20 protein-coding genes are annotated in these 17,525 nt (G+C 57.2%); 9 read left to right on the top strand and 11 right to left on the bottom strand.

The features are described 5' to 3' along the window. Window positions 1–33 precede the first annotated feature (33 nt). From iscX to VN577_18255, 8 genes are all read right to left on the bottom strand, one after another. On the bottom strand, window positions 34–252 hold the full coding sequence (gene iscX / locus VN577_18290) for a Fe-S cluster assembly protein IscX (GenBank protein HWR16782.1): 219 nt from the start codon (window positions 250–252) through the stop codon (window positions 34–36). A 24-nt stretch (window positions 253–276) separates the two neighbouring features. Further along, window positions 277–693, bottom strand: a complete 417-nt coding sequence (locus VN577_18285) for a 2Fe-2S iron-sulfur cluster-binding protein (protein HWR16781.1) — start codon at window positions 691–693, stop codon at window positions 277–279. Between the two features lie 9 nt (window positions 694–702). Then, window positions 703–2,610, bottom strand: coding sequence for a Fe-S protein assembly chaperone HscA (hscA, locus tag VN577_18280; GenBank protein ID HWR16780.1), 1,908 nt, complete (start codon window positions 2,608–2,610; stop codon window positions 703–705). Between the two features lie 3 nt (window positions 2,611–2,613). After that, entirely contained in the window at window positions 2,614–3,360 is a 747-nt protein-coding gene (gene hscB / locus VN577_18275; protein HWR16779.1) for a Fe-S protein assembly co-chaperone HscB, read from the bottom strand. Window positions 3,361–3,449: 89 nt separating this feature from the next. After that, a complete protein-coding gene (locus VN577_18270; GenBank protein ID HWR16778.1) occupies window positions 3,450–3,821 on the bottom strand; it encodes an iron-sulfur cluster assembly accessory protein in 372 nt (123 codons plus the stop codon). A gap of 88 nt (window positions 3,822–3,909) precedes the next feature. Next, window positions 3,910–4,332 (bottom strand): Fe-S cluster assembly scaffold IscU, encoded by a 423-nt coding sequence (gene iscU, locus VN577_18265; GenBank protein HWR16777.1) that lies wholly within the window; start codon window positions 4,330–4,332, stop codon window positions 3,910–3,912. Window positions 4,333–4,396: 64 nt separating this feature from the next. Continuing rightward, complete coding sequence (locus tag VN577_18260) at window positions 4,397–5,641, bottom strand: IscS subfamily cysteine desulfurase (GenBank protein ID HWR16776.1); 1,245 nt, start codon at window positions 5,639–5,641, stop codon at window positions 4,397–4,399. Window positions 5,642–5,708: 67 nt separating this feature from the next. After that, on the bottom strand, window positions 5,709–6,164 hold the full coding sequence (locus tag VN577_18255) for an Rrf2 family transcriptional regulator (GenBank protein ID HWR16775.1): 456 nt from the start codon (window positions 6,162–6,164) through the stop codon (window positions 5,709–5,711). A gap of 650 nt (window positions 6,165–6,814) precedes the next feature. On the opposite strand from VN577_18255, the gene VN577_18250 reads away from it, so the two are divergent. The 5 genes from VN577_18250 to egtD all read left to right on the top strand — a co-directional run bounded on the left by VN577_18250 (window position 6,815) and on the right by egtD (window position 10,473). Next, a complete protein-coding gene (locus tag VN577_18250) occupies window positions 6,815–6,973 on the top strand; it encodes a hypothetical protein (GenBank protein HWR16774.1) in 159 nt (52 codons plus the stop codon). A 174-nt stretch (window positions 6,974–7,147) separates the two neighbouring features. Then, window positions 7,148–7,555, top strand: a complete 408-nt coding sequence (locus VN577_18245; GenBank protein HWR16773.1) for a response regulator — start codon at window positions 7,148–7,150, stop codon at window positions 7,553–7,555. Window positions 7,556–7,637: 82 nt separating this feature from the next. After that, entirely contained in the window at window positions 7,638–8,177 is a 540-nt protein-coding gene (locus VN577_18240) for a DUF1440 domain-containing protein (GenBank protein ID HWR16772.1), read from the top strand. Between the two features lie 65 nt (window positions 8,178–8,242). Continuing rightward, window positions 8,243–9,508: an ergothioneine biosynthesis protein EgtB gene (egtB, locus tag VN577_18235; GenBank protein HWR16771.1), complete on the top strand. Its 1,266-nt coding sequence runs from the start codon at window positions 8,243–8,245 to the stop codon at window positions 9,506–9,508. Further along, window positions 9,505–10,473: an L-histidine N(alpha)-methyltransferase gene (egtD, locus tag VN577_18230; GenBank protein ID HWR16770.1), complete on the top strand. Its 969-nt coding sequence runs from the start codon at window positions 9,505–9,507 to the stop codon at window positions 10,471–10,473. The genes egtB and egtD overlap by 4 nt, the downstream gene beginning before the upstream one ends. Window positions 10,474–10,533: 60 nt before the next feature. Here the strand turns inward: egtD and VN577_18225 are convergent, their stop codons facing one another. From VN577_18225 to VN577_18215, 3 genes are all read right to left on the bottom strand, one after another. Further along, complete coding sequence (locus VN577_18225; protein ID HWR16769.1) at window positions 10,534–11,430, bottom strand: hypothetical protein; 897 nt, start codon at window positions 11,428–11,430, stop codon at window positions 10,534–10,536. A 25-nt stretch (window positions 11,431–11,455) separates the two neighbouring features. Next, the gene (locus VN577_18220; GenBank protein HWR16768.1) at window positions 11,456–11,686 is read right to left on the bottom strand and encodes a hypothetical protein; all 231 of its coding nucleotides are present in this window, start codon (window positions 11,684–11,686) and stop codon (window positions 11,456–11,458) included. 132 nt (window positions 11,687–11,818) lie between these two features. Continuing rightward, the gene (locus tag VN577_18215) at window positions 11,819–12,541 is read right to left on the bottom strand and encodes a hypothetical protein (protein HWR16767.1); all 723 of its coding nucleotides are present in this window, start codon (window positions 12,539–12,541) and stop codon (window positions 11,819–11,821) included. A gap of 194 nt (window positions 12,542–12,735) precedes the next feature. On the opposite strand from VN577_18215, the gene VN577_18210 reads away from it, so the two are divergent. The 4 genes from VN577_18210 to VN577_18195 are packed head-to-tail and all read left to right on the top strand — an operon-like array spanning window position 12,736 to window position 16,613. Beyond that, window positions 12,736–12,972 (top strand): hypothetical protein, encoded by a 237-nt coding sequence (locus VN577_18210; protein HWR16766.1) that lies wholly within the window; start codon window positions 12,736–12,738, stop codon window positions 12,970–12,972. Next, window positions 12,969–13,715: a septal ring lytic transglycosylase RlpA family protein gene (locus VN577_18205; GenBank protein ID HWR16765.1), complete on the top strand. Its 747-nt coding sequence runs from the start codon at window positions 12,969–12,971 to the stop codon at window positions 13,713–13,715. Before VN577_18210 ends, VN577_18205 begins: the two co-directional genes overlap by 4 nt. A gap of 60 nt (window positions 13,716–13,775) precedes the next feature. After that, window positions 13,776–14,828, top strand: a complete 1,053-nt coding sequence (locus VN577_18200; protein ID HWR16764.1) for an AI-2E family transporter — start codon at window positions 13,776–13,778, stop codon at window positions 14,826–14,828. A 57-nt stretch (window positions 14,829–14,885) separates the two neighbouring features. Then, window positions 14,886–16,613: a glycoside hydrolase family 43 protein gene (locus tag VN577_18195; protein ID HWR16763.1), complete on the top strand. Its 1,728-nt coding sequence runs from the start codon at window positions 14,886–14,888 to the stop codon at window positions 16,611–16,613. Window positions 16,614–17,525: the final 912 nt, after the last annotated feature.

The raw sequence follows: 17,525 nt of genomic DNA, 5'->3' as shown, positions 1-17,525 counted from the left end.
AACATTGGCGACGTGCCCCTTGACCTTGAATCTTTACTCGTTTCTATCCTGCCACTCCTCGTACCATGCCATCTGGATGGCTTCGAGCTTTCCTTCCGTGGACTTCATCGGATCGTCCACAAATTCCGGCAGTTCGGTTACCAGCTTGTGCAGGTCCGTGAACCGGACCTCCAGCGGATTTTGATTCGGAAATTTATCCGACAACATCAACCCCAGATCTTCGGCACTGTCCCACGTGAACTGTGTAGGCATCAGCAATCATCCCTTCCCTTGAAATTAATGGTGCTCTTCGCTCACGTAGTTACGGTTCCAGGCCGGAACCTCCACCACAACTTCACCTGGTTTCTCGATCACCACCTGGCAGCCCAACCGCGAATTCAATTGCAGATCGGCAGCCATGTCGAGGCGGTCTGCTTCGTCGTCATCCATGTCGCTCAGCAGTTCCTTGCCCTGCTTTACCCAGACGTGGCACGTGGTGCAGGCGCAATTGCCTCCGCATGCGTGGTCGAGAAAGATGTTGAAGTTCTCGGCCACATCTAGAATCGAGCACGGCTTCCCGTGATCGCGATAAGGAAGTTTGTCGAGATCGAACTCAACCGTCTTCCCTTCCGGAAGAAACGTCACGCGGACCGTGTTCGGTCCCGGCGCTTCCACTGTGCTTGTAACCCCACCTTGTGTCTTCTCGTCTGCCATAACCTTCTCTTACTTGCTCTGTATATCTGCCGGCGCGAACGGGTGCGGAGCGCTCGGCCCCTCCCCCACATCCGCCTGATCGAATGTCTTTCCCTTCAACGCACTCGACACCGCGGTATCCATCATCAGTTCGGCCAATCGCATCGTTCCCTGGTTCAGTAGATCGATGGCTTTCCGAATCGCCTGATAATCATCCGTGTTCATCGCCGTTCGCAGGTTCGCTTCCTGCAACCCGATCTCTTCCTGCTCTTCCGCGGAAAGCGCCTTCCAAGCCGGACCTCCGCGTCCTTTATCGAGTGCAGCAAGAATTGTGGCTGCTTCATTGCGGGCTTCAATTACCTGGCGCTGTGCAAAATCCTGCTCGGCAAAATCGAATGACTCCAGCAGCATGTTCTCGACTTGCTCGTCGGTGAGACCATAGCTCGGCTGCACTGAAATTTCCGCTTCCTTGCCGCTTCTCTGTTCGCGGGCCGACACGTGCAAAATACCGTTCGCATCGATCAGGAACTTCACCTCAATGCGCGGCAAACCTGCCGGCATCGGAGGAATTCCCTTCAGATCGAAGCGCGCGAGCGAGCGGCAATCCTTCGCCAATTCGCGTTCACCCTGCACCACATGGACCGCCACTGCAGTTTGTCCTTCTACGCCAGTCGTAAAGTGCTCAGTCGCCGACGCAGGGATCGTCGAATTCCGGTGGATGATCTTCGCCACCACGCCGCCCAGGGCTTCGATACCCAGCGACAGTGGCGTCACATCAAGCAGCAGCATGTCCTTTGTCGCTTCTGACCCGCCAGCCAGAATCTGCGCCTGCACTGCTGCGCCGAGTGCAACCACTTCGTCCGGATTCAATTCACAATGCGGCTCGCGCTGAAACAGATCCTTTACTAATTGCCGTACGCGCGGAATACGCGTCGAGCCTCCCACCAGCACCACTTCGTCGACTTGGTTCGGCGTGAGGCCGGCGTCTTTGAGCGCCTGCTTCATCGGACCCACCGTGCGCTGGATGATCGGATCCGCCATCGTCTCGAAAAGCTTGCGCGGTATCGTCCGCTGGTATCTCTTCCCGCCCGGAAGCTCAACCTCCAACTCGGCCGACTCCCTCGATGACAACGCGATCTTCGCCTCGATCACTGCCTTGCGGATAGCCTGCACCACTTCCGCGTTGCGCCGGATATCGATCTTCAAGTCGCCAAGAATGTCTTCCATCGCCACTGCGATCAGCAGGTTGTCGATGTCGTCGCCGCCCAGGTGCGTGTCACCATTCGTGGCAATCACCTCGAAAATTCCGTCATGCAGCTTCAGGATCGAAATATCGAAGGTCCCGCCGCCCAGGTCATAGACCGCAACAATGCCGTTCTTCTTCTGGTCGAGTCCGTAAGCGAGTGACGCCGCAGTTGGCTCATTTACCAGTCGCAGCACATCCAGGCCGGCGATTCTTCCCGCATCCTTCGTCGCCTGGCGCTGCGCGTCATTGAAGTACGCCGGAACAGTGATGACCGCCTTCTTCACCGGCGCGCCAAAGAATCTTTCCGCATTGCGGCGCAACTGCCGCAGAATGTACGCGCTAATTTCCGGTGGCGTGAAATCTTTATCGCCCAGTTTTATCCGCATCACTTCGCCGGCTTGCAGATCGTCAGCCAAACGAAACGGAAACAGCTTCAGCTCGTCGCGGACATCGTCCACGCCACGTCCCATTAGCCGCTTCACCGAATACACGGCTCGATCGGGCGTCTCGATCAGGTTCTTTCGCGCCGCATTGCCAACGACAATCTGCCCATTCGAATCGAGCGCCACCACGGATGGCAGCAGGTTCGATCCGTCTTCTCCGGGGATGACCACAGGCTTCTCCCCCTGCATGAACGCCACCAGGGAGTTCGTCGTCCCAAGATCGATTCCTACCACTCTCTCTTCAGCCACGTGCTATTCCAACACCTCGTTCACGTCGCGGACCAGGTTTCGTATATAAGTGCGTCGATTCAAAAGGTCCAACATCTTGTCGCGAACGGGCTTCCTTTCATCTTCGGAACCATTGCGTGCAACGACGGAATCCCAATCGTTCCAGTAGCGCTTCAGTTCCGTGTCGAGTGCATCGAACTTCGCTTGTAGTTTCTCCTTCGTCTGCTGAAGATCGCGTGTGAGGCTTTCATCCGCCTCACCCATCTTCTTGTTCATGCGCGCTTCTTCCAGTTGCATGTTCAGCTCAAACACTTCTTCCAGCAGGTCCGGAGGAACCACTTGCTTCTTCACCTCGCCCGATTGCCGCGCCGCTTCGGTCGCCGATTTCGACTGCTCCTCAAGATGCACACCCTCAAGCTTCAGCAGATACTCGGTCCGCGCGATCGGATCTTTCAGAGTCCGATAAGCATCATTGAGCTGAGAAGTCTTTTGCAGGCTCCACTCCTGTTCCTTCCCGCTCGCGCTTGCGAAAACGTCCGGGTGCAATTTCCGGCTGAACTGGTAGAAGTCTCGCTCCAGTTTGGCGACGTCGAGGTTCAGGTTTCGCGGAAGCCCAAAGAACGAAAAGTAGTCTGTGGGAACGGCCGGCTGCACACTGCCGCACGACTTACAGAAGTGCGCTGCGCGCATGTCGCCGCACGACCAACATGCCCCTGTCGCTTCGTTCGGCTTCTCCAGTTGAATACTGTGCAACTTATCCGACACTGCCATGTTCCGTCCTTACACAACACAGCCCGGCTCCAACGCCGGGCCGTTTTCTATTGTCCTTCCGAGCGCAGCGAGGAATCTACTGCAACTGCTTAGGCCGTAAAACTCGTACCGCATCCACACGACTTTTGTGCATTCGGATTCTTGAACACGAACCCCTGGTTCATGAGTGTCTCTTCGTAATCCAGAGTCATGCCATGCAGGTAGATAAACGACTTCGGATCCACAAACACTCTCACGTCGCCGTACTGGAAGATGCGGTCACGTTCGCGCGGCTGCGAATCGAACCGGATGTTGTAGCTCAACCCGGAACACCCGCCGCCCTGTACGCCGACGCGCAATCCGCCCTGCTCCGGAGAAATGCCTTCCTTCTCCATCGCTGCCTTGATTTTCGCCAGCGCCTTTTCCGTAACCGCGATCCCCTTGGCAGGAGCGGTGCCCAGAACCTCTAACGTTGTGCTCATAATCTGTTCATCTACGGAGATTGTTCTCCGCCCAGGAGCGTCCGTCTGTGACATTGGTTACGCCACTCACGGCCACTCCAATCTCTGTTTAGTCGCCTGCTTTGGCTTCCACCGGCACAGGCACGTCACTTCCCTGCTTCTTCTTCCAATCGCTGATCGCCGCGCGGATGGCATCTTCCGCCAGCACCGAGCAGTGAATCTTCACCGGAGGCAGCGCCAGTTCCTTTACGATGTCGGTGTTCTTGATCTCCAGTGCTTCGTTGACCGTCTTGCCCTTCACCCACTCTGTTGCAAGCGAACTGGAAGCAATCGCCGAACCGCATCCAAACGTCTTGAACTTCGCGTCCTCAATGACGTTCGTCTCCGGATTCACTTTGATCTGGAGTTTCATTACGTCACCGCACTCGGGCGCGCCGACCAGGCCCGTCCCCACATCGGCAGCGTTCTTGTCCATCGATCCCACGTTGCGGGGATTTGTGTAATGGTCGAGTACCTTATCGCTGTATGCCATCTTTATCTCCGTTTGTTTGTCATTCCGAGTGCAGCGAGGATTCTCTGTCCTCGCTACTGAGCTCTTAGTGCGAAGCCGGCTCTGCCGCCCACTTCACCTTCGTCAAATCGATTCCCTCTTTCGCCATCTCGTAAAGCGGCGACAGCTCGCGAAGCCTGGTCACAACATCCACCAGCTTGTCTGCCACATAATCCACTTCGGCTTCCGTGTTGAAGCGCCCTAGCCCGAAACGGATTGAGCTATGCGCGAGGTCATCACCGGTGCCAAGGGCTTTTAGTACATATGATGGCTCCAGCGTCGCCGAGGTGCATGCCGAACCGCTGGAAACTGCAACATCATTGATGCCCATCAGCAGCGACTCACCTTCCACGTATGCAAAGCTGATGTTCAGGTTCTGCGGCAAACGGTGCTCCATCGAGCCATTGACGTAAACCTCGTCCAGCCGCGACATGATGCTGTTCTTCAGCCGGTCGCGCAGCGCCGCCATCTTCTTGCTCTCTTCCGGCATGTCCTGCATGCAGATCTCGCACGCCTTGCCCAGGCCGACAATGCCTGGCACGTTCAGTGTTCCCGAACGCATGCCGCGCTCGTGACCGCCGCCGTCGATAATCGCCGACAACTGCACACGCGGGTTTTTCCTGCGCACGTACAGGGCTCCTACGCCCTTCGGGCCATAGATCTTGTGGCCGCTGATCGACGCGATGTCCACGTTCATCTTGTTCACGTCGAACGGCACCTTGCCCACGGCTTGTACCGCATCCGTGTGGAACAGCACTCCGCGCTCACGACAGATCTTGCCGATCTCCTCGATCGGCTGCAGCACGCCGATTTCGTTGTTGGCGGCCATGATCGTGACCAGGATGGTCTTGTCGTCGATCGCGCGCTTCAGATCTTCCAGGTCGATCAACCCATCCTTCATTACCGGCAGGTACGTCACGCGATAGCCGTATTTCTCAAGGCGCTTGCACGTGTCGAGTACGGCCTTGTGCTCGGTGACAGCCGTAATGATGTGATTACCCTTCTCGCGATACATCTCCGCGACACCTTTAATAGCCAGGTTGTCGCTCTCGGTTGCGCCGGAGGTGAAGATGATCTCTTTCGGCGTCGCGCCGATCAGCTTCGCAACCTGTGCGCGTGCCGTTTCGACCGCCTCTTCCGCCGCCCATCCAAACGGATGGTTCCGGCTCGCCGCGTTACCGAACTTGTCGGTGAAGTAAGGCATCATTGCGTCGACAACTCGCGGGTCCACCGGCGTGGTCGCGTGGTAGTCCATATAAATCGGCAGCTTGATTCCGTTATGAGTACTCATCTTTTCTTGCTCTCCGCTATGTAGCGCCGGCGTCTTGCCGGCTGTCGCGCGGACGTCCCGTCCGCACCTAACTCAAACTCACCAGTTGATCGCTAACGGCTTCGGCACACGCGGCTTCCCCGCTCTGCGCCAGCTCGAAAATCGTCACCTTCGAAAGGACCTCTTCAATCGCCAAGCTCACCTTTTGCAGCGGCTCGCGCACCGAGCACCGCGACGACTGCTCACACTCGCCCTTGTGCGTCACGCACGAAGTGATAAACAGCGGCCCTTCGATGGCCTTGATCACGTCGAAGGCCGAAATCGTCCGTGCATCGCGCGCCAGCCGGTACCCACCATTGGTGCCCTGTAACGACACCAGCAATTTCGCCCTTACCAACTTTTGCAGAATCTTGGCCAGCAGCTCCGACGGGATCTTCTGCGCCTCGGCAATTTCCTTTGCGCTCACCGCTCCCGCAGCCGCACGCTCCGTCAGGTGCTTCATGGCGATCAGGCCGTAGTCCGCTTTTTTGGTGAGCTTCAGCATTCTGCTAAGAACTTGGATTAAGTACGACTAAATTGGTCGCCAAAAATTACGACTATTTTAGTCGCATATACAGTGTAGGCCTTTGACCCTATATCCGCAACCCCTTTCAGCGAACGGCGGCATTCAGGAATTGAACGGTAAACCTCACGTATTCAACCGATTAAGGAACTCCGGCCTGACGTGTGGTCCCTGGGCAATCGCAATGAGTTTGCGATCCGGGCATGCCTCCGCCCTAGGCTCGTATTTCCTAGGCTTGTATTTCGATGATCGTCAAGTTTTGCTATGCCAGCCCTGACGCGGTCCAAAGCCCTGCCAGCTCGGCACCACGACTCAATCCAGCTCGAGCAGACCCTCCCTATTAAAAGGAGAAGCAGATTCTCCTGTCATGCAAGGCGCATAAGCCTTATCCAAACAACGCTGCTCACCTGCGCCGCTCAAGCGAAGGCGCGTCAACACCCTTGTATTTATTTGCCGCCGGTGGTCAACGATGTTGGGTCTTCCACAAATCTCACTCTTGACATCCGAAACGCCACGTCTAGAATACGCGGAGATTCCGGAGCTTTTGGGAGTTCCGGAAACCGGAGTCCACATCCGGATATGACTCACAATCCAGCCTGCTTCGTCCAAAGGAATCCCATCAGAGAATCAGCATGACATCCTCGTGTAAACACCCCCGTGTGCAAATCGTGGCCCGCGAAGAAGATGCCGAATACGTCGAATGCAAGGAGTGCGGCGAGGTCTTCGAATCCAGCGAGTTTAAAGATATGGCCATTGAGGAAACCGCGGAACCTGCCGAAGAAGAAGCCTGACGCAAAACTTTGCAACACCAATATGTCGCATTAGTGTGTCTGCAATTATTACGCGTAACAGTACCGACGTAACGGCAATGTGATGTGGCTGCATTGTCGCGTATTGGTTCGCTTGATAGCCTCCTGTCGTAGCCTTTTTATCCCTCCCCCAACCACGCCAGGAGCGCACTTTTAATGATACGTATGGCACTGGTTGTCGACGATTCCATGCTCGTGAGGACTGCTGTGCGGGGCTTCCTCGAGAACCGAGGATATGAGGTAAAAACCGCCTGCAATGGTCTTGAGGGGCTCGCTGCCCTCGACAAGTTCGCACCGGACCTGATCGTCACCGATCTCCTAATGCCCAAAATGGGCGGCAACGAATTCATCCGCGAAGTCCGGTATCGGCCTCACCTCGCAGACGTACCCATCATTCTCGTTGCCGGCCGCCGCGGCAGCACATCACCTTCCCCGAAATCAGGCGCCGACTACGTCGTTTCTCGAGACGTCGACCTCGTTGAGCAACTCCAGTTCGTGCTCGACAAGTTCCGCCCCGCGAAAGCCGTTACCCGTGGAACAAAGGGCGAAATCGCCGCAGGCTAATCTCGCACTTTTCTCCGAAATCCCCCTCCCCCAATAGACTCGCTTGCGCTTTCGTGCCTCTAAATAGTCAGGAGGCACCACCATGCGCCGCAGACGTCGTGAAGCTCGAAACATCTCAAAAGGAATTGTCACCGGGATCGTCGGCGGCCTCGTCGCCTCCTGGATGATGGATCAATTCCAGGCCGTCGAATCGAGAGTGCAACAAGCGTGGCAGAAGAGCGCGCATCGCGAGCAGAAGCCGGACTCCGCCTACAGTGAGCCTGACTCCGACAACGCCACAATGAAGGTGGCGGACCGCCTCGCAAACCTGGTCGCGAACCGACATCTCACAAAGGAACAGAAAAAGAAGGCTGGGCCGATCGTCCATTACGCTTACGGAGCTCTGATCGGCGGTCTGTATGGTGGCATCTCGGAGGTCTTCCCGCTCGCTCGACTCGGGGCTGGCACCGGATATGCCACTGCTGCCTGGCTGTTTGGTGACGAAATCGCCGTGCCGAAACTCGGCCTGTCGAAGCCTCCAGAGGAGTTCCCTCTGTCTGTGCACGCTAATGCTCTTGCATCTCACCTTGTCTATGGCGTCACCACTCATGCCGTCCACAAAGGACTCCGGGCTGTGATTTAACCTCCGCTGATTTTGTAACCGTTCGGCGGTCAGGCATATCCAAACATATCTGCGAAGGAGCCCCTATGAGTGTGTTCACCGCCCCGGCAGCAGCTAACTCGCGATCCGTCTCGCTGACGGAGCGCTTTCTAGCTGTCCGGAAAACCACAGAGTGCATCTGTGACGGGCTCTCGGCGGAAGACCTCATGGTCCAATCTATGCCGGATGCCAGCCCCGCCAAGTGGCACCTCGCGCACACCACCTGGTTTTTCGAAACGTTTCTGCTGAAGCCGTACCTGCCCGACTACTCGCTCTTTCACCCAGACTTCACCTTTCTCTTCAACTCCTATTACAAGCAGGTCGGATCGCACCCGAATCGCGCGTTTCGCGGTCTCTTTTCGCGCCCAAGTCTGGAACAGGTGCATGACTATCGCCGGTACGTTGATCGTCACATGATGGCGTTATTGACCCAGTCATCCGATCCGCACATATCCGGATTGATCGAGACTGGTCTCAATCACGAACAACAGCACCAGGAACTAATCATCACCGATGTGAAGCACGGCCTCTGGTCGAATCCATTGAAGCCGGCGTGGAAAGCCCCGAACGCGACAAAGTCATCATCTTCTGCGCCTCTGTCTGCCAAAGCTGATTGGCTTTCTTTCCCCGAGAATCTCTACTCCATCGGACACTCCGGCGAAGGCTTCTCTTTCGACAACGAAACCCCCCGCCACCAGGTTTTCGTCAACGCATTCGACATCGCTTCCCGTCTGGTCACCAATGGTGAATACCTCCACTTCATCAACGACGGAGGATACCGCCGCCCTGAACTATGGCTCTCCGACGGGTGGGACACCGTCTGCACCCAAAACTGGCAAGCGCCGCTTTACTGGGACATCAACGCTGACGAACTCCGCCTCTTCACCGTCAACGGCCTGCAGCCGCTCGACCCAAGCGAACCCGTCTGCCACATCAGCTATTACGAAGCCGACGCTTACGCCCGCTGGGCCGGCCACCGCCTGCCCACCGAAGCCGAATGGGAAATCGCAGCCAGTACGCAGCCGATCGAAGGCAATTTCCTCGAATCCGGACGCTTTCATCCCGAGGCGACGAACAGCTCGCAATTCTTCGGCAACGTCTGGCAGTGGACTTCAAGCCCATACACCGCTTACCCCGGCTTTGCTCCGGTCGAAGGCGCACTCGGCGAATACAACGGCAAGTTCATGTGTAACCAGATGGTCCTTCGCGGAGGCTCCTGCGCAACCCCGCAGTCTCACATCCGCGCCACGTATCGCAATTTCTTCCCGCCGCACTCTCGCTGGCAATTCATGGGAATCAGGTTGGCTAAATGAGCGCTCCGCTATTCATAGCGTCCGCTTCACCCATCGCTGCTGATGTCTACGAAGGTCTCTCGGCCAAGCCGAAATGGCTTTCGCCCAAGCTCTTTTACGACGCGGAAGGCTCCGCTCTCTTCGAGCAGATCACGGATCTCCCCGAGTACTACCTGACCCGCACCGAGCGTTCCATCCTCGAAGCGAATGCCGCTGACATCATTGCTGCCGCAGGTCCCAACTTGTCGCTCATTGAACTCGGAGCCGGAACCGCCTCGAAGACTCGCATCCTCATCGGCGCAGCGCTGAAGCGCCAGTCACGTTGCAGCTTCTACCCAATCGACGTCTCCAAGTCCGCTCTCGACGAAGCCGTCCACCATCTCAACGGCGACTTCCCCGGACTCAGCGTCTCTCCCATCGTCGCTGACTACTCCGGCGGGCTCGGACGACTTTCCTCCGTCACCGGTCGCAAACTGCTCCTCTATCTCGGTTCCAGCATCGGCAACTTCGAACCCATGCAGGCCGGAGCCATGCTGCGCACCATTCGCACCAGCCTCCGGCCCGGCGATGCGCTCCTCCTTGGCACCGATCTCGTGAAATCGCCGAAGCTGCTGATTCCCGCTTACGACGACGCGCAGGGCGTCACCGCCGCCTTCAACAAAAATATTCTCGCGCGCATCAATCGCGAACTCGCAGCCGACTTCGATCTCTCCACCTTTAAGCACGTCGCTGTTTGGAACCACGAAGCCTCGCGCATCGAGATGCACCTCGAGTCCACGCGCCCGCAGGTGGTCCACGTCCGTGCGCTCGGCATGCGTGTGCATTTCAACAAGGGCGAGACTATCCACACCGAGAACAGCTACAAGTTCACCCAGGGTGTTGTGGACTCCATCCTCGACCTCGCCGGCTTCAAACGCGAACAAACGTGGACGGACCCGAAACACTGGTTTGCCCTTCACCTCGCGAGGGTGACCGAGCCCCGATAACCGCGCTAAATAGAACAGGCAGGCCAGTTTCGGCCTGCCTTTCTTTATGAAGCCGTCGTTTTACAGTTCGCCTTCGCTCCTGCTTCCCACCGAAACCGGCCCATTCGCCGCCGAGATGTGAATCACTTGGTTACCGGCCGGGCCGAACTCAATCTTCTTCTCGTTATCATCCCAGGTCTTCCGGGCTTCGCTGCAGACATCAGCCCGGCAACTCATCGGCGAATATCCTTTCGCGGTCAGCACCACACCCGACTGATAGCCCTTCGGAATGTTCAGCGAAATCGGCCCGTTCTTGGCATTCGCGTCCAACTTCCCGCCGCTCCACGCCTGACTCTTGAGTTCAATCGCGATCGGCCCATTCTGCGCGTCGAGGCTCAGGTCGCCTCCATCACCAACAAACGAGATCGGTCCGTTCTTCGCTTTCGCATTCACTTTTCCGCTGACATTTCTCACCGCGATCGGCCCATTCACCGTGTCCAGCGTAAACGTCCCGCTCACCTCTCTCGCCGCCAATGGCCCATTTGTCGCCGAGACGTTCACCGTCGAATTCGCCGGTACGCGAATAATCAACGACGCCGTCCACTCCTTCTCCCCCTCCGGCCCGCGCACGGACAACTTGCCCGATCCGCGCTCTGCCACGATCTGGCTCAACAGTCGATCCCCTTCTGACTTGCTGTCCGCTTCCGCGAACTTGCACAGCTGCACCTCGTACTGGTTGCTGTCCCCCCGGATCAGGCTCACTCCGCCGCTCTTTGCCGCGCTAACGTCCAACGGACCCGCCGGAATCGTAAACGACTCTTGTCCCTCGTACGTCTCGCTATCCCCGAACTGAACATTCATGTCCTGGCACGTTTTTACATCGCTCCCGCCACGATGCCGCATCGCATGATCGCCGGCCCACGCCGACGCTGCTCCAATTGTCATCACCGCTGCCAAAATTGCTGCAACTCTCCTCATCACGCACCTTCTCTTTGGAAATGGACTAAATCACTCCGTGACATTGCGCCTCACGCGCGGCGTACATATCCAGCAACTGTTTCCCAACTGCCGTCTTCGCCATCATCGGCGCCATCGTGCTTATGGCCCTGTCTTCCACCCCGTGCAGCACGCCGGTCGGCGCCGGCACCGATGTCACTGCAATCGCCAGCGCGATCAGCGCAACTCCGGCAACCTTGCCGTACCAGCGGTTCGCGATTTGTCTCGCCCTGCTCATCTTCGTCTCCGCTTCCAGCAACTTCTTGTTACCGGATCTCGACTACGCCAATACAGACGGCAGGCCACACGAAAAGTGAGCTATTTCTTTGGGAAAGTATTTCTTCAGGAAGGAGAAAAATCGCGCTAACGATTACTGTTCTGAATCGTCACTATCCAGCTTGTCGGCTAATTTCTTCAGTTTGCCACGGAAGAATATCCGCTTGATGTCGGGCATGAACTCTTTCAGCAGATATCCGCTCGCATCGCTTTGCAGCGTGCTGCAGATCCGCGACCCCGTACGCCTCATCGTGCGGTCGCGATACGGATAATACGCATTCGATAACGCTCGCGAGAATGCTACGCCCAGCAGTTCCGATGAGTTCAGCGTGCTTTTGCCATCATCGTTGCGCGTGATAAGAACCCGCGTGGCCGCATACACCGCCCGTGATAATACGCCGCCCTTTCTTTTTGGCAGGTATCGCGGGTCCTGGCTCAGGATCATCGGGAAAAGATAATTGCCGAAGAACTGTCGCGTTTGCGCATCGGCGACTGCCGCCGCATACTGCTTGCCCCACGCATCCGCGCCGCAGCAGTAACGAAAGTCCGAAGTCGCCCCGGCAATCGTCGTACTCACGCCCGCGCTGAAAAACGTGTATGGAGAATACGTCCGTCGTGACCAGTACCCCAGCTTCTCCCGTTTCGTCAGCGGACGGTACGGCTCATCGGCCAGTAACTCTCTGTAGGGATCATACGAACGCTTCGCCTTGGGAACGGGTGCGACGGTGGAGGGCGCATCCGGCAACTCTGTTTGTGCGAAGCCCAGTGCCGCCGCAAGCACGACCGCACACAACAGGCTAAGTTCCCGGATTCGCATAGGGCCCCAAACTTCGTATGAGGGTAGGAAGCCGCCAACCCCCGTAAAGTTTGCATCAACTTCCTCCAGCCCACCCCGCATCTCACCCAAGTAGCTGCCGCTGTTGGCGAATCGAGTTCCCGTTCGTTGACCCCGGTTTTGCGCCCGCGCCATAATCAAGTGGCCTGGCTACCGCTAATTTCGAGTGAGCACTCATGGATTCCAAGCAGCAAAACCGCGCCTCCGCCGAAGACCTGGGGGAGCGAGTGGGCCGAAAGATCGGCGAAACCGTCAATCAGCTCGAGAAAGAAGCCGAGCGGCTGATCAGCTACATAGAAAAGGAAGTTGTTCCCGACGTTCGCAAGGGCTCCACTCAGGCGCTCCGGACAGCAGCTACCAAGCTCGCCGAGTTCGCCGACTATCTCGACGACCAGAAGCGCAAACGCTCGTGAACCGGCTCATACTCCTCTTCCTTGCCATGGCCCTGCTCACCGGATGCGGTGAGAAGAAGGTCGCGAAGGTACGCATTCCTCCGCCTCCGCCGCCCACTACAACCCAACCCGCTCCTCAACCAACGCAACCAGCCGAGACGACCGAACCCGAAGAGAAACCGGCCAACCTCGAAGACAAATACAAAGACGCTCCTGTCCTCTACACCGAAAACGGATACGCCAGTTGGTACGGCCCGCCGTATCACAACCGCAAGGCCGCCAACGGCGAAGTCTTCGACATGCACGCGCTCACCGCGGCGCACCGCACCTTCCCGCTGAACACTATCGTGCGTGTCACCAACCTGAAGACGAAGCGCTCCGCCGTTCTGCGCATTACCGATCGAGGCCCCTTCGTTCCCGACCGCATCATCGATCTATCCAAGGCCGCGGCTCAGGCCGTGGACGTCTGGCGTCCAGGTACCGCCATGGTTCGCATCGATGTCCTCGATACCCCAAAGTCCCTCGACGACGGAGGACGCTGGTGTGTTCAAATCGGCGGCATCAAGGACCAGGAAAAAGCGCTGGAGTTGAAGGAGCGGCTGATACGTCGCTACAAGACCGCGAAGGTCCTCCAGTTCGCCAGCCCCGTCGGTGATTACTGGGTTCGCGTGCGCGTCCTGAACGACGACAAGAAAAAAGCCGAACAACTAGCCGCGGAGAACACCACCCCGGAAGGTAATATCTTTCTCGTTCGTCTCGACTAACTCGCCAGTGCTGTCGTTGTGGGAAAACACCCCTCCGCCGCTCGCCATCCCAATCAGCAGATGATTCGCTCTTCTGCGCCCGACAATTTCAACAAACGTTTGCTCACCGGCGCCGGAATCATAGTTCTGCTCGTGGTGTGTTGGTTCATTCGGAAAAGCCTGCTCGTCATTTGGGTGAGCATCATCTTCGCGATTGTGTTCACCCCTGCGGTCCACTGGGTCCAACGGCGCCACATCGGCAAATGGTCTCCCGGAAAAGGGAGCTCGCTATTTATCCTTCTCGTAGTTGCCACCCTTGTTCTAACAATTTTCTTCTTCTTTGCCATTCCACCCATTGTTAGCGACGTGCGCGGGCTCACCTATGACTTCCCACGATCTCTTGACCAGTTGAGCAACCAGGTCCGCAATCTGCCCTTCGGGGCAAAGCTGGCCGAAATGATCAATAGCCAGAACTTCTCCCGGCTTGCGGTTTCCATCACTGGAAGCGCGACAACCGCCCTCTCGAAACTGACGGGCATGCTAAGCACGCTATTGATACTCGTGCTCCTGACCTGCTATTTCATCCTCGACGGTCGCCGAAGTTTTGAGTGGGCACTGGGATTCATCCCCGAGCAGAACCGAGGACGCACCCGGCACACCCTGGAGCGCGCCAGCCATACTGTGCAGAAGTGGCTCCTTGGGCAGGCCTTGCTGATGCTCATTCTCGGTGCTGCCAGTCTGCTCGTGTACGGCATCCTCGGGGTGCGTTACTTCTATACACTGGCCGCATTCACCGGCTTAGCTAATTTCATTCCCGTCATCGGACCCGTCATTTCCGTGCTCATGTCGGCAGCCGTTGCGGCGATCGATTCGTGGCTCAGGGCCCTCGGTGTCATCGCCTTCTACTTTGCTTATCAGCAACTCGAAAATGGTTATTTATCGCCCAAGATCGTCGGCGGTGCCGTTGGCCTTCCCGGCGTCGCAATAATCGCTTCTCTGGTTATCGGTGCTGAACTCGCCGGCATTCTGGGCGCCCTGGTCGCCGTTCCCTCCGCCGCGCTAATCTCCGAAGTCCTGAACGAATATGTGCGCACCGGCACGCGCGACCATGAACAATCGCGAAAGGCCGCCTAGTTCACCCTACCCCGCGTCAGTGTTGTACGATGTCCGTCGATTCAGCACGGACAGACTATGCGCATTCATAAGCTTCTCGTTTTCGCCTTCCTTCTCTCCGCCATCCCGCTCTTCTCCCAACCGAAACAAAACCAGTCTGGCTGGATCGAGTTCCGCTCCTTCACTTACACCGGTGAAGACTCCCTCTCGCAACCTGTCACGCCCAAGCCGACCGAGTATCGCAATCCCATACTCGCCGGGTTCTACCCCGATCCCAGCATCGTTCGCGTCGGCGACGACTACTATCTCGTCAACTCCAGTTTCGCCTGGTATCCCGGCGTGCCCATCTTCCACAGCCGCGACCTCGTCAACTGGAAGCAGATCGGACACGTGCTCGACCGCCCCGAGCAACTGAAGCTTCAGGGGGCAGGCGTTTCTCGCGGCATCTTTGCCCCAACCATCAGCTTTCACGACGGTCTCTTTTACATGATCACCACCCTCGTCGACGGCATCGGCAACTTCTACGTCACCGCGAAAGATCCGGCCGGTCCTTGGTCCGATCCCATCGCTCTTCCCGAAATTCAAGGCATCGATCCATCGTTCTTCTTTGACGACGACGGCAAGGCTTACATCGTCCACAACGGCATCCCGCCCGATAACAAGTCGCTCTACCAGGGCCATCGCGCGCTCTACCTCTTCCCCTTCGACACCAAGGCCGGCAAGGTCAGCGGCGCCGGCAAGATCATCGTCAACGGCGGTACCGACATCTCAAAACACCCCGTCTGGATTGAAGGCCCGCACATCTTCAAGCGCGACGGAGTCTACTACCTGATCGCTGCGGAAGGCGGCACCTCCGAGAATCACTCCCAGGTCGTCTTCCGCAGCCGCTCCGTTGAAGGCCCATACGAGCCGTATGCAGGCAATCCCATCCTCACGCAGCGTACGCTGTCGCCAACTCGTCCCGATCCCATCACCTCCACCGGGCACGCCGATTTTGTCGAAACGGCAAACGGCGAATGGTGGGCCGTGTTTCTCGGCTGTGAGCCATATCAGGACGACCTTTACAACATCGGCCGCGAGACGTTCATGCTCCCCGTGAAATGGGTGAACGGCTGGCCGACTATTCTCGACGAGGGCAAAGTTGTCCCGCGAGTCGTGACACGTCCGAAACTTCCAGTGCAAAGCGGCATCGCACGGATGACCGGACCATTGCAGTGGACAGCCAACTTCCGAGGCCAGCAGCTTCCGTTCGACATCATCACGCTCCGCACGCCCTCAAGCCGCTGGTGGAGCTTCGATTCCAAGTCGAACGCTATCTTCCTCCAGCCTCGCCCCGAAGATCTCGATTCCAGGAATGACCCGTCGCTCGTCGCACGCCGCCAGCAGCACAACAAGTTCTCATCCACCGTTCAACTAAATTTCAAGAAAGCAGATAAGCCATCTGACGCTGGGCTCGTCACCTTCCAAAACGAAACCCACTCTTATTTCCTTGGCGTCCGCACATTGGGTCAAACAGCGCGCAAGGTCTTCCTCGAAAAGCGGGACGGCACCGTATCGCAGGTCGCCTCCGCCGACCTCCCCCGCAACGCACGGAATGTCATGTTGAAAGTTGAAGGTGACGGAGCACGCTATCGCTTCTCATATCGCGTCGGCGCCGGAGCATGGACCCCGCTCGGCGGCGAGCAGGACGGCACCATCCTGAGCACCAAGAAAGCGGGAGGCTTTGTTGGGACTGTGATCTCACTGTTCGCGAGATCCTTGGGCAGTTCCACAACAGCTCGCGAAACCCCGCCGCGGGCGAGGTAACACAACCGGGATGATTGGCAAAACAAAAGCGGCTTCACCCACCACCACTCCAGTCCGCGCAGCGGACGGCATTCCATAGCCCCGGGTGGAGCGCGTGCTCTTAACGCGCGTAACCCGGGGTGAGGAGCGTGGATATTTGTCAGAAGCGGTGCGTAGCACCGCACGCGCCCATGCGATGCGGACTGGGACTGGTGGCCCACCTAACGCACTAGCTAGATTGCTTCCGTGCCCCACCTTCACGTCCTGCTGTTGGGACGTGAAGGTGGGAGACCACCGGTCTCCGATCCCGGAGGGTTCTTGTCAGCCGACGGAGACGCTTAACCGGCGACCAACGAGTCCGAACCACCATCAGCGCTCACAACGAGTTCTTTCCCATCTAATTCTCTGTGCCTCTGCGTCTCTGTGGTGGATTTCTTTCCCATTTCGGCACAACCCTCTCCGAAACGTGTCAAGTGGGTCAAAGCTCTCGTTTTCACGTAAGTTGCTGATTTAACAACAAATATAAATTTCCAAACCGTGGCATGTTGCCCCCACCCAAATTGCTATTCTGAAAATGTAGGTGGTGAAGACAAATTTCTGTTTTGTTTTGTCATTCTGAGGCGTAGCCGAAGAACCTCTGTACTTAGGTTTTGGGGTTGTCATTCTGAGGCGAAGCCGAAGAACCTCTGTACTTAGGTTTTGGGGTTGTCATTCTGAGGCGTAGCCGAAGAACCTGTGTACTTGTTTTTTTGTCATTCTGACCCTGACGCTGAAACGAAGTGAAGCGGAAGGGGAAGGATCCCTATAGCCACCACCGGTTTTTCAGGAGGAGAGCTTTTGCCGACGACCAACGACTCATGACTAACGACTTGCTTCTTCTAACTCCTTTGTTTTCATATATGCGGCGTGTAACTCCTTTGCTTTCATATACAG

This window comes from Terriglobales bacterium (assembly GCA_035561515.1).
Classification (GTDB): domain Bacteria; phylum Acidobacteriota; class Terriglobia; order Terriglobales; family Acidobacteriaceae; genus DATMXP01.
This window is presented reverse-complemented; position numbering and strand designations above follow the sequence as displayed.

Bases quoted from the DNA above. Each gene is read 5' to 3' on its own strand.
- VN577_18195 (HWR16763.1), top strand. From the start codon at position 14,886: ATGCGCATTCATAAGCTTCTCGTTTTCGCCTTCCTTCTCTCCGCCATC.
- VN577_18210 (HWR16766.1), top strand. From the start codon at position 12,736: ATGGATTCCAAGCAGCAAAACCGCGCCTCCGCCGAAGACCTGGGGGAG.
- VN577_18245 (HWR16773.1), top strand. From the start codon at position 7,148: ATGATACGTATGGCACTGGTTGTCGACGATTCCATGCTCGTGAGGACT.
- VN577_18260 (HWR16776.1), bottom strand. From the start codon at position 5,641: ATGAGTACTCATAACGGAATCAAGCTGCCGATTTATATGGACTACCAC.
- VN577_18270 (HWR16778.1), bottom strand. From the start codon at position 3,821: ATGAGCACAACGTTAGAGGTTCTGGGCACCGCTCCTGCCAAGGGGATC.
- iscX (HWR16782.1), bottom strand. From the start codon at position 252: ATGCCTACACAGTTCACGTGGGACAGTGCCGAAGATCTGGGGTTGATG.
- egtB (HWR16771.1), top strand. From the start codon at position 8,243: ATGAGTGTGTTCACCGCCCCGGCAGCAGCTAACTCGCGATCCGTCTCG.
- egtD (HWR16770.1), top strand. From the start codon at position 9,505: ATGAGCGCTCCGCTATTCATAGCGTCCGCTTCACCCATCGCTGCTGAT.
- VN577_18240 (HWR16772.1), top strand. From the start codon at position 7,638: ATGCGCCGCAGACGTCGTGAAGCTCGAAACATCTCAAAAGGAATTGTC.
- VN577_18225 (HWR16769.1), bottom strand. From the start codon at position 11,430: ATGAGGAGAGTTGCAGCAATTTTGGCAGCGGTGATGACAATTGGAGCA.
- VN577_18255 (HWR16775.1), bottom strand. From the start codon at position 6,164: ATGCTGAAGCTCACCAAAAAAGCGGACTACGGCCTGATCGCCATGAAG.
- VN577_18250 (HWR16774.1), top strand. From the start codon at position 6,815: ATGACATCCTCGTGTAAACACCCCCGTGTGCAAATCGTGGCCCGCGAA.
- hscB (HWR16779.1), bottom strand. From the start codon at position 3,360: ATGGCAGTGTCGGATAAGTTGCACAGTATTCAACTGGAGAAGCCGAAC.
- VN577_18200 (HWR16764.1), top strand. From the start codon at position 13,776: ATGATTCGCTCTTCTGCGCCCGACAATTTCAACAAACGTTTGCTCACC.
- VN577_18285 (HWR16781.1), bottom strand. From the start codon at position 693: ATGGCAGACGAGAAGACACAAGGTGGGGTTACAAGCACAGTGGAAGCG.
- iscU (HWR16777.1), bottom strand. From the start codon at position 4,332: ATGGCATACAGCGATAAGGTACTCGACCATTACACAAATCCCCGCAAC.
- VN577_18215 (HWR16767.1), bottom strand. From the start codon at position 12,541: ATGCGAATCCGGGAACTTAGCCTGTTGTGTGCGGTCGTGCTTGCGGCG.
- VN577_18220 (HWR16768.1), bottom strand. From the start codon at position 11,686: ATGAGCAGGGCGAGACAAATCGCGAACCGCTGGTACGGCAAGGTTGCC.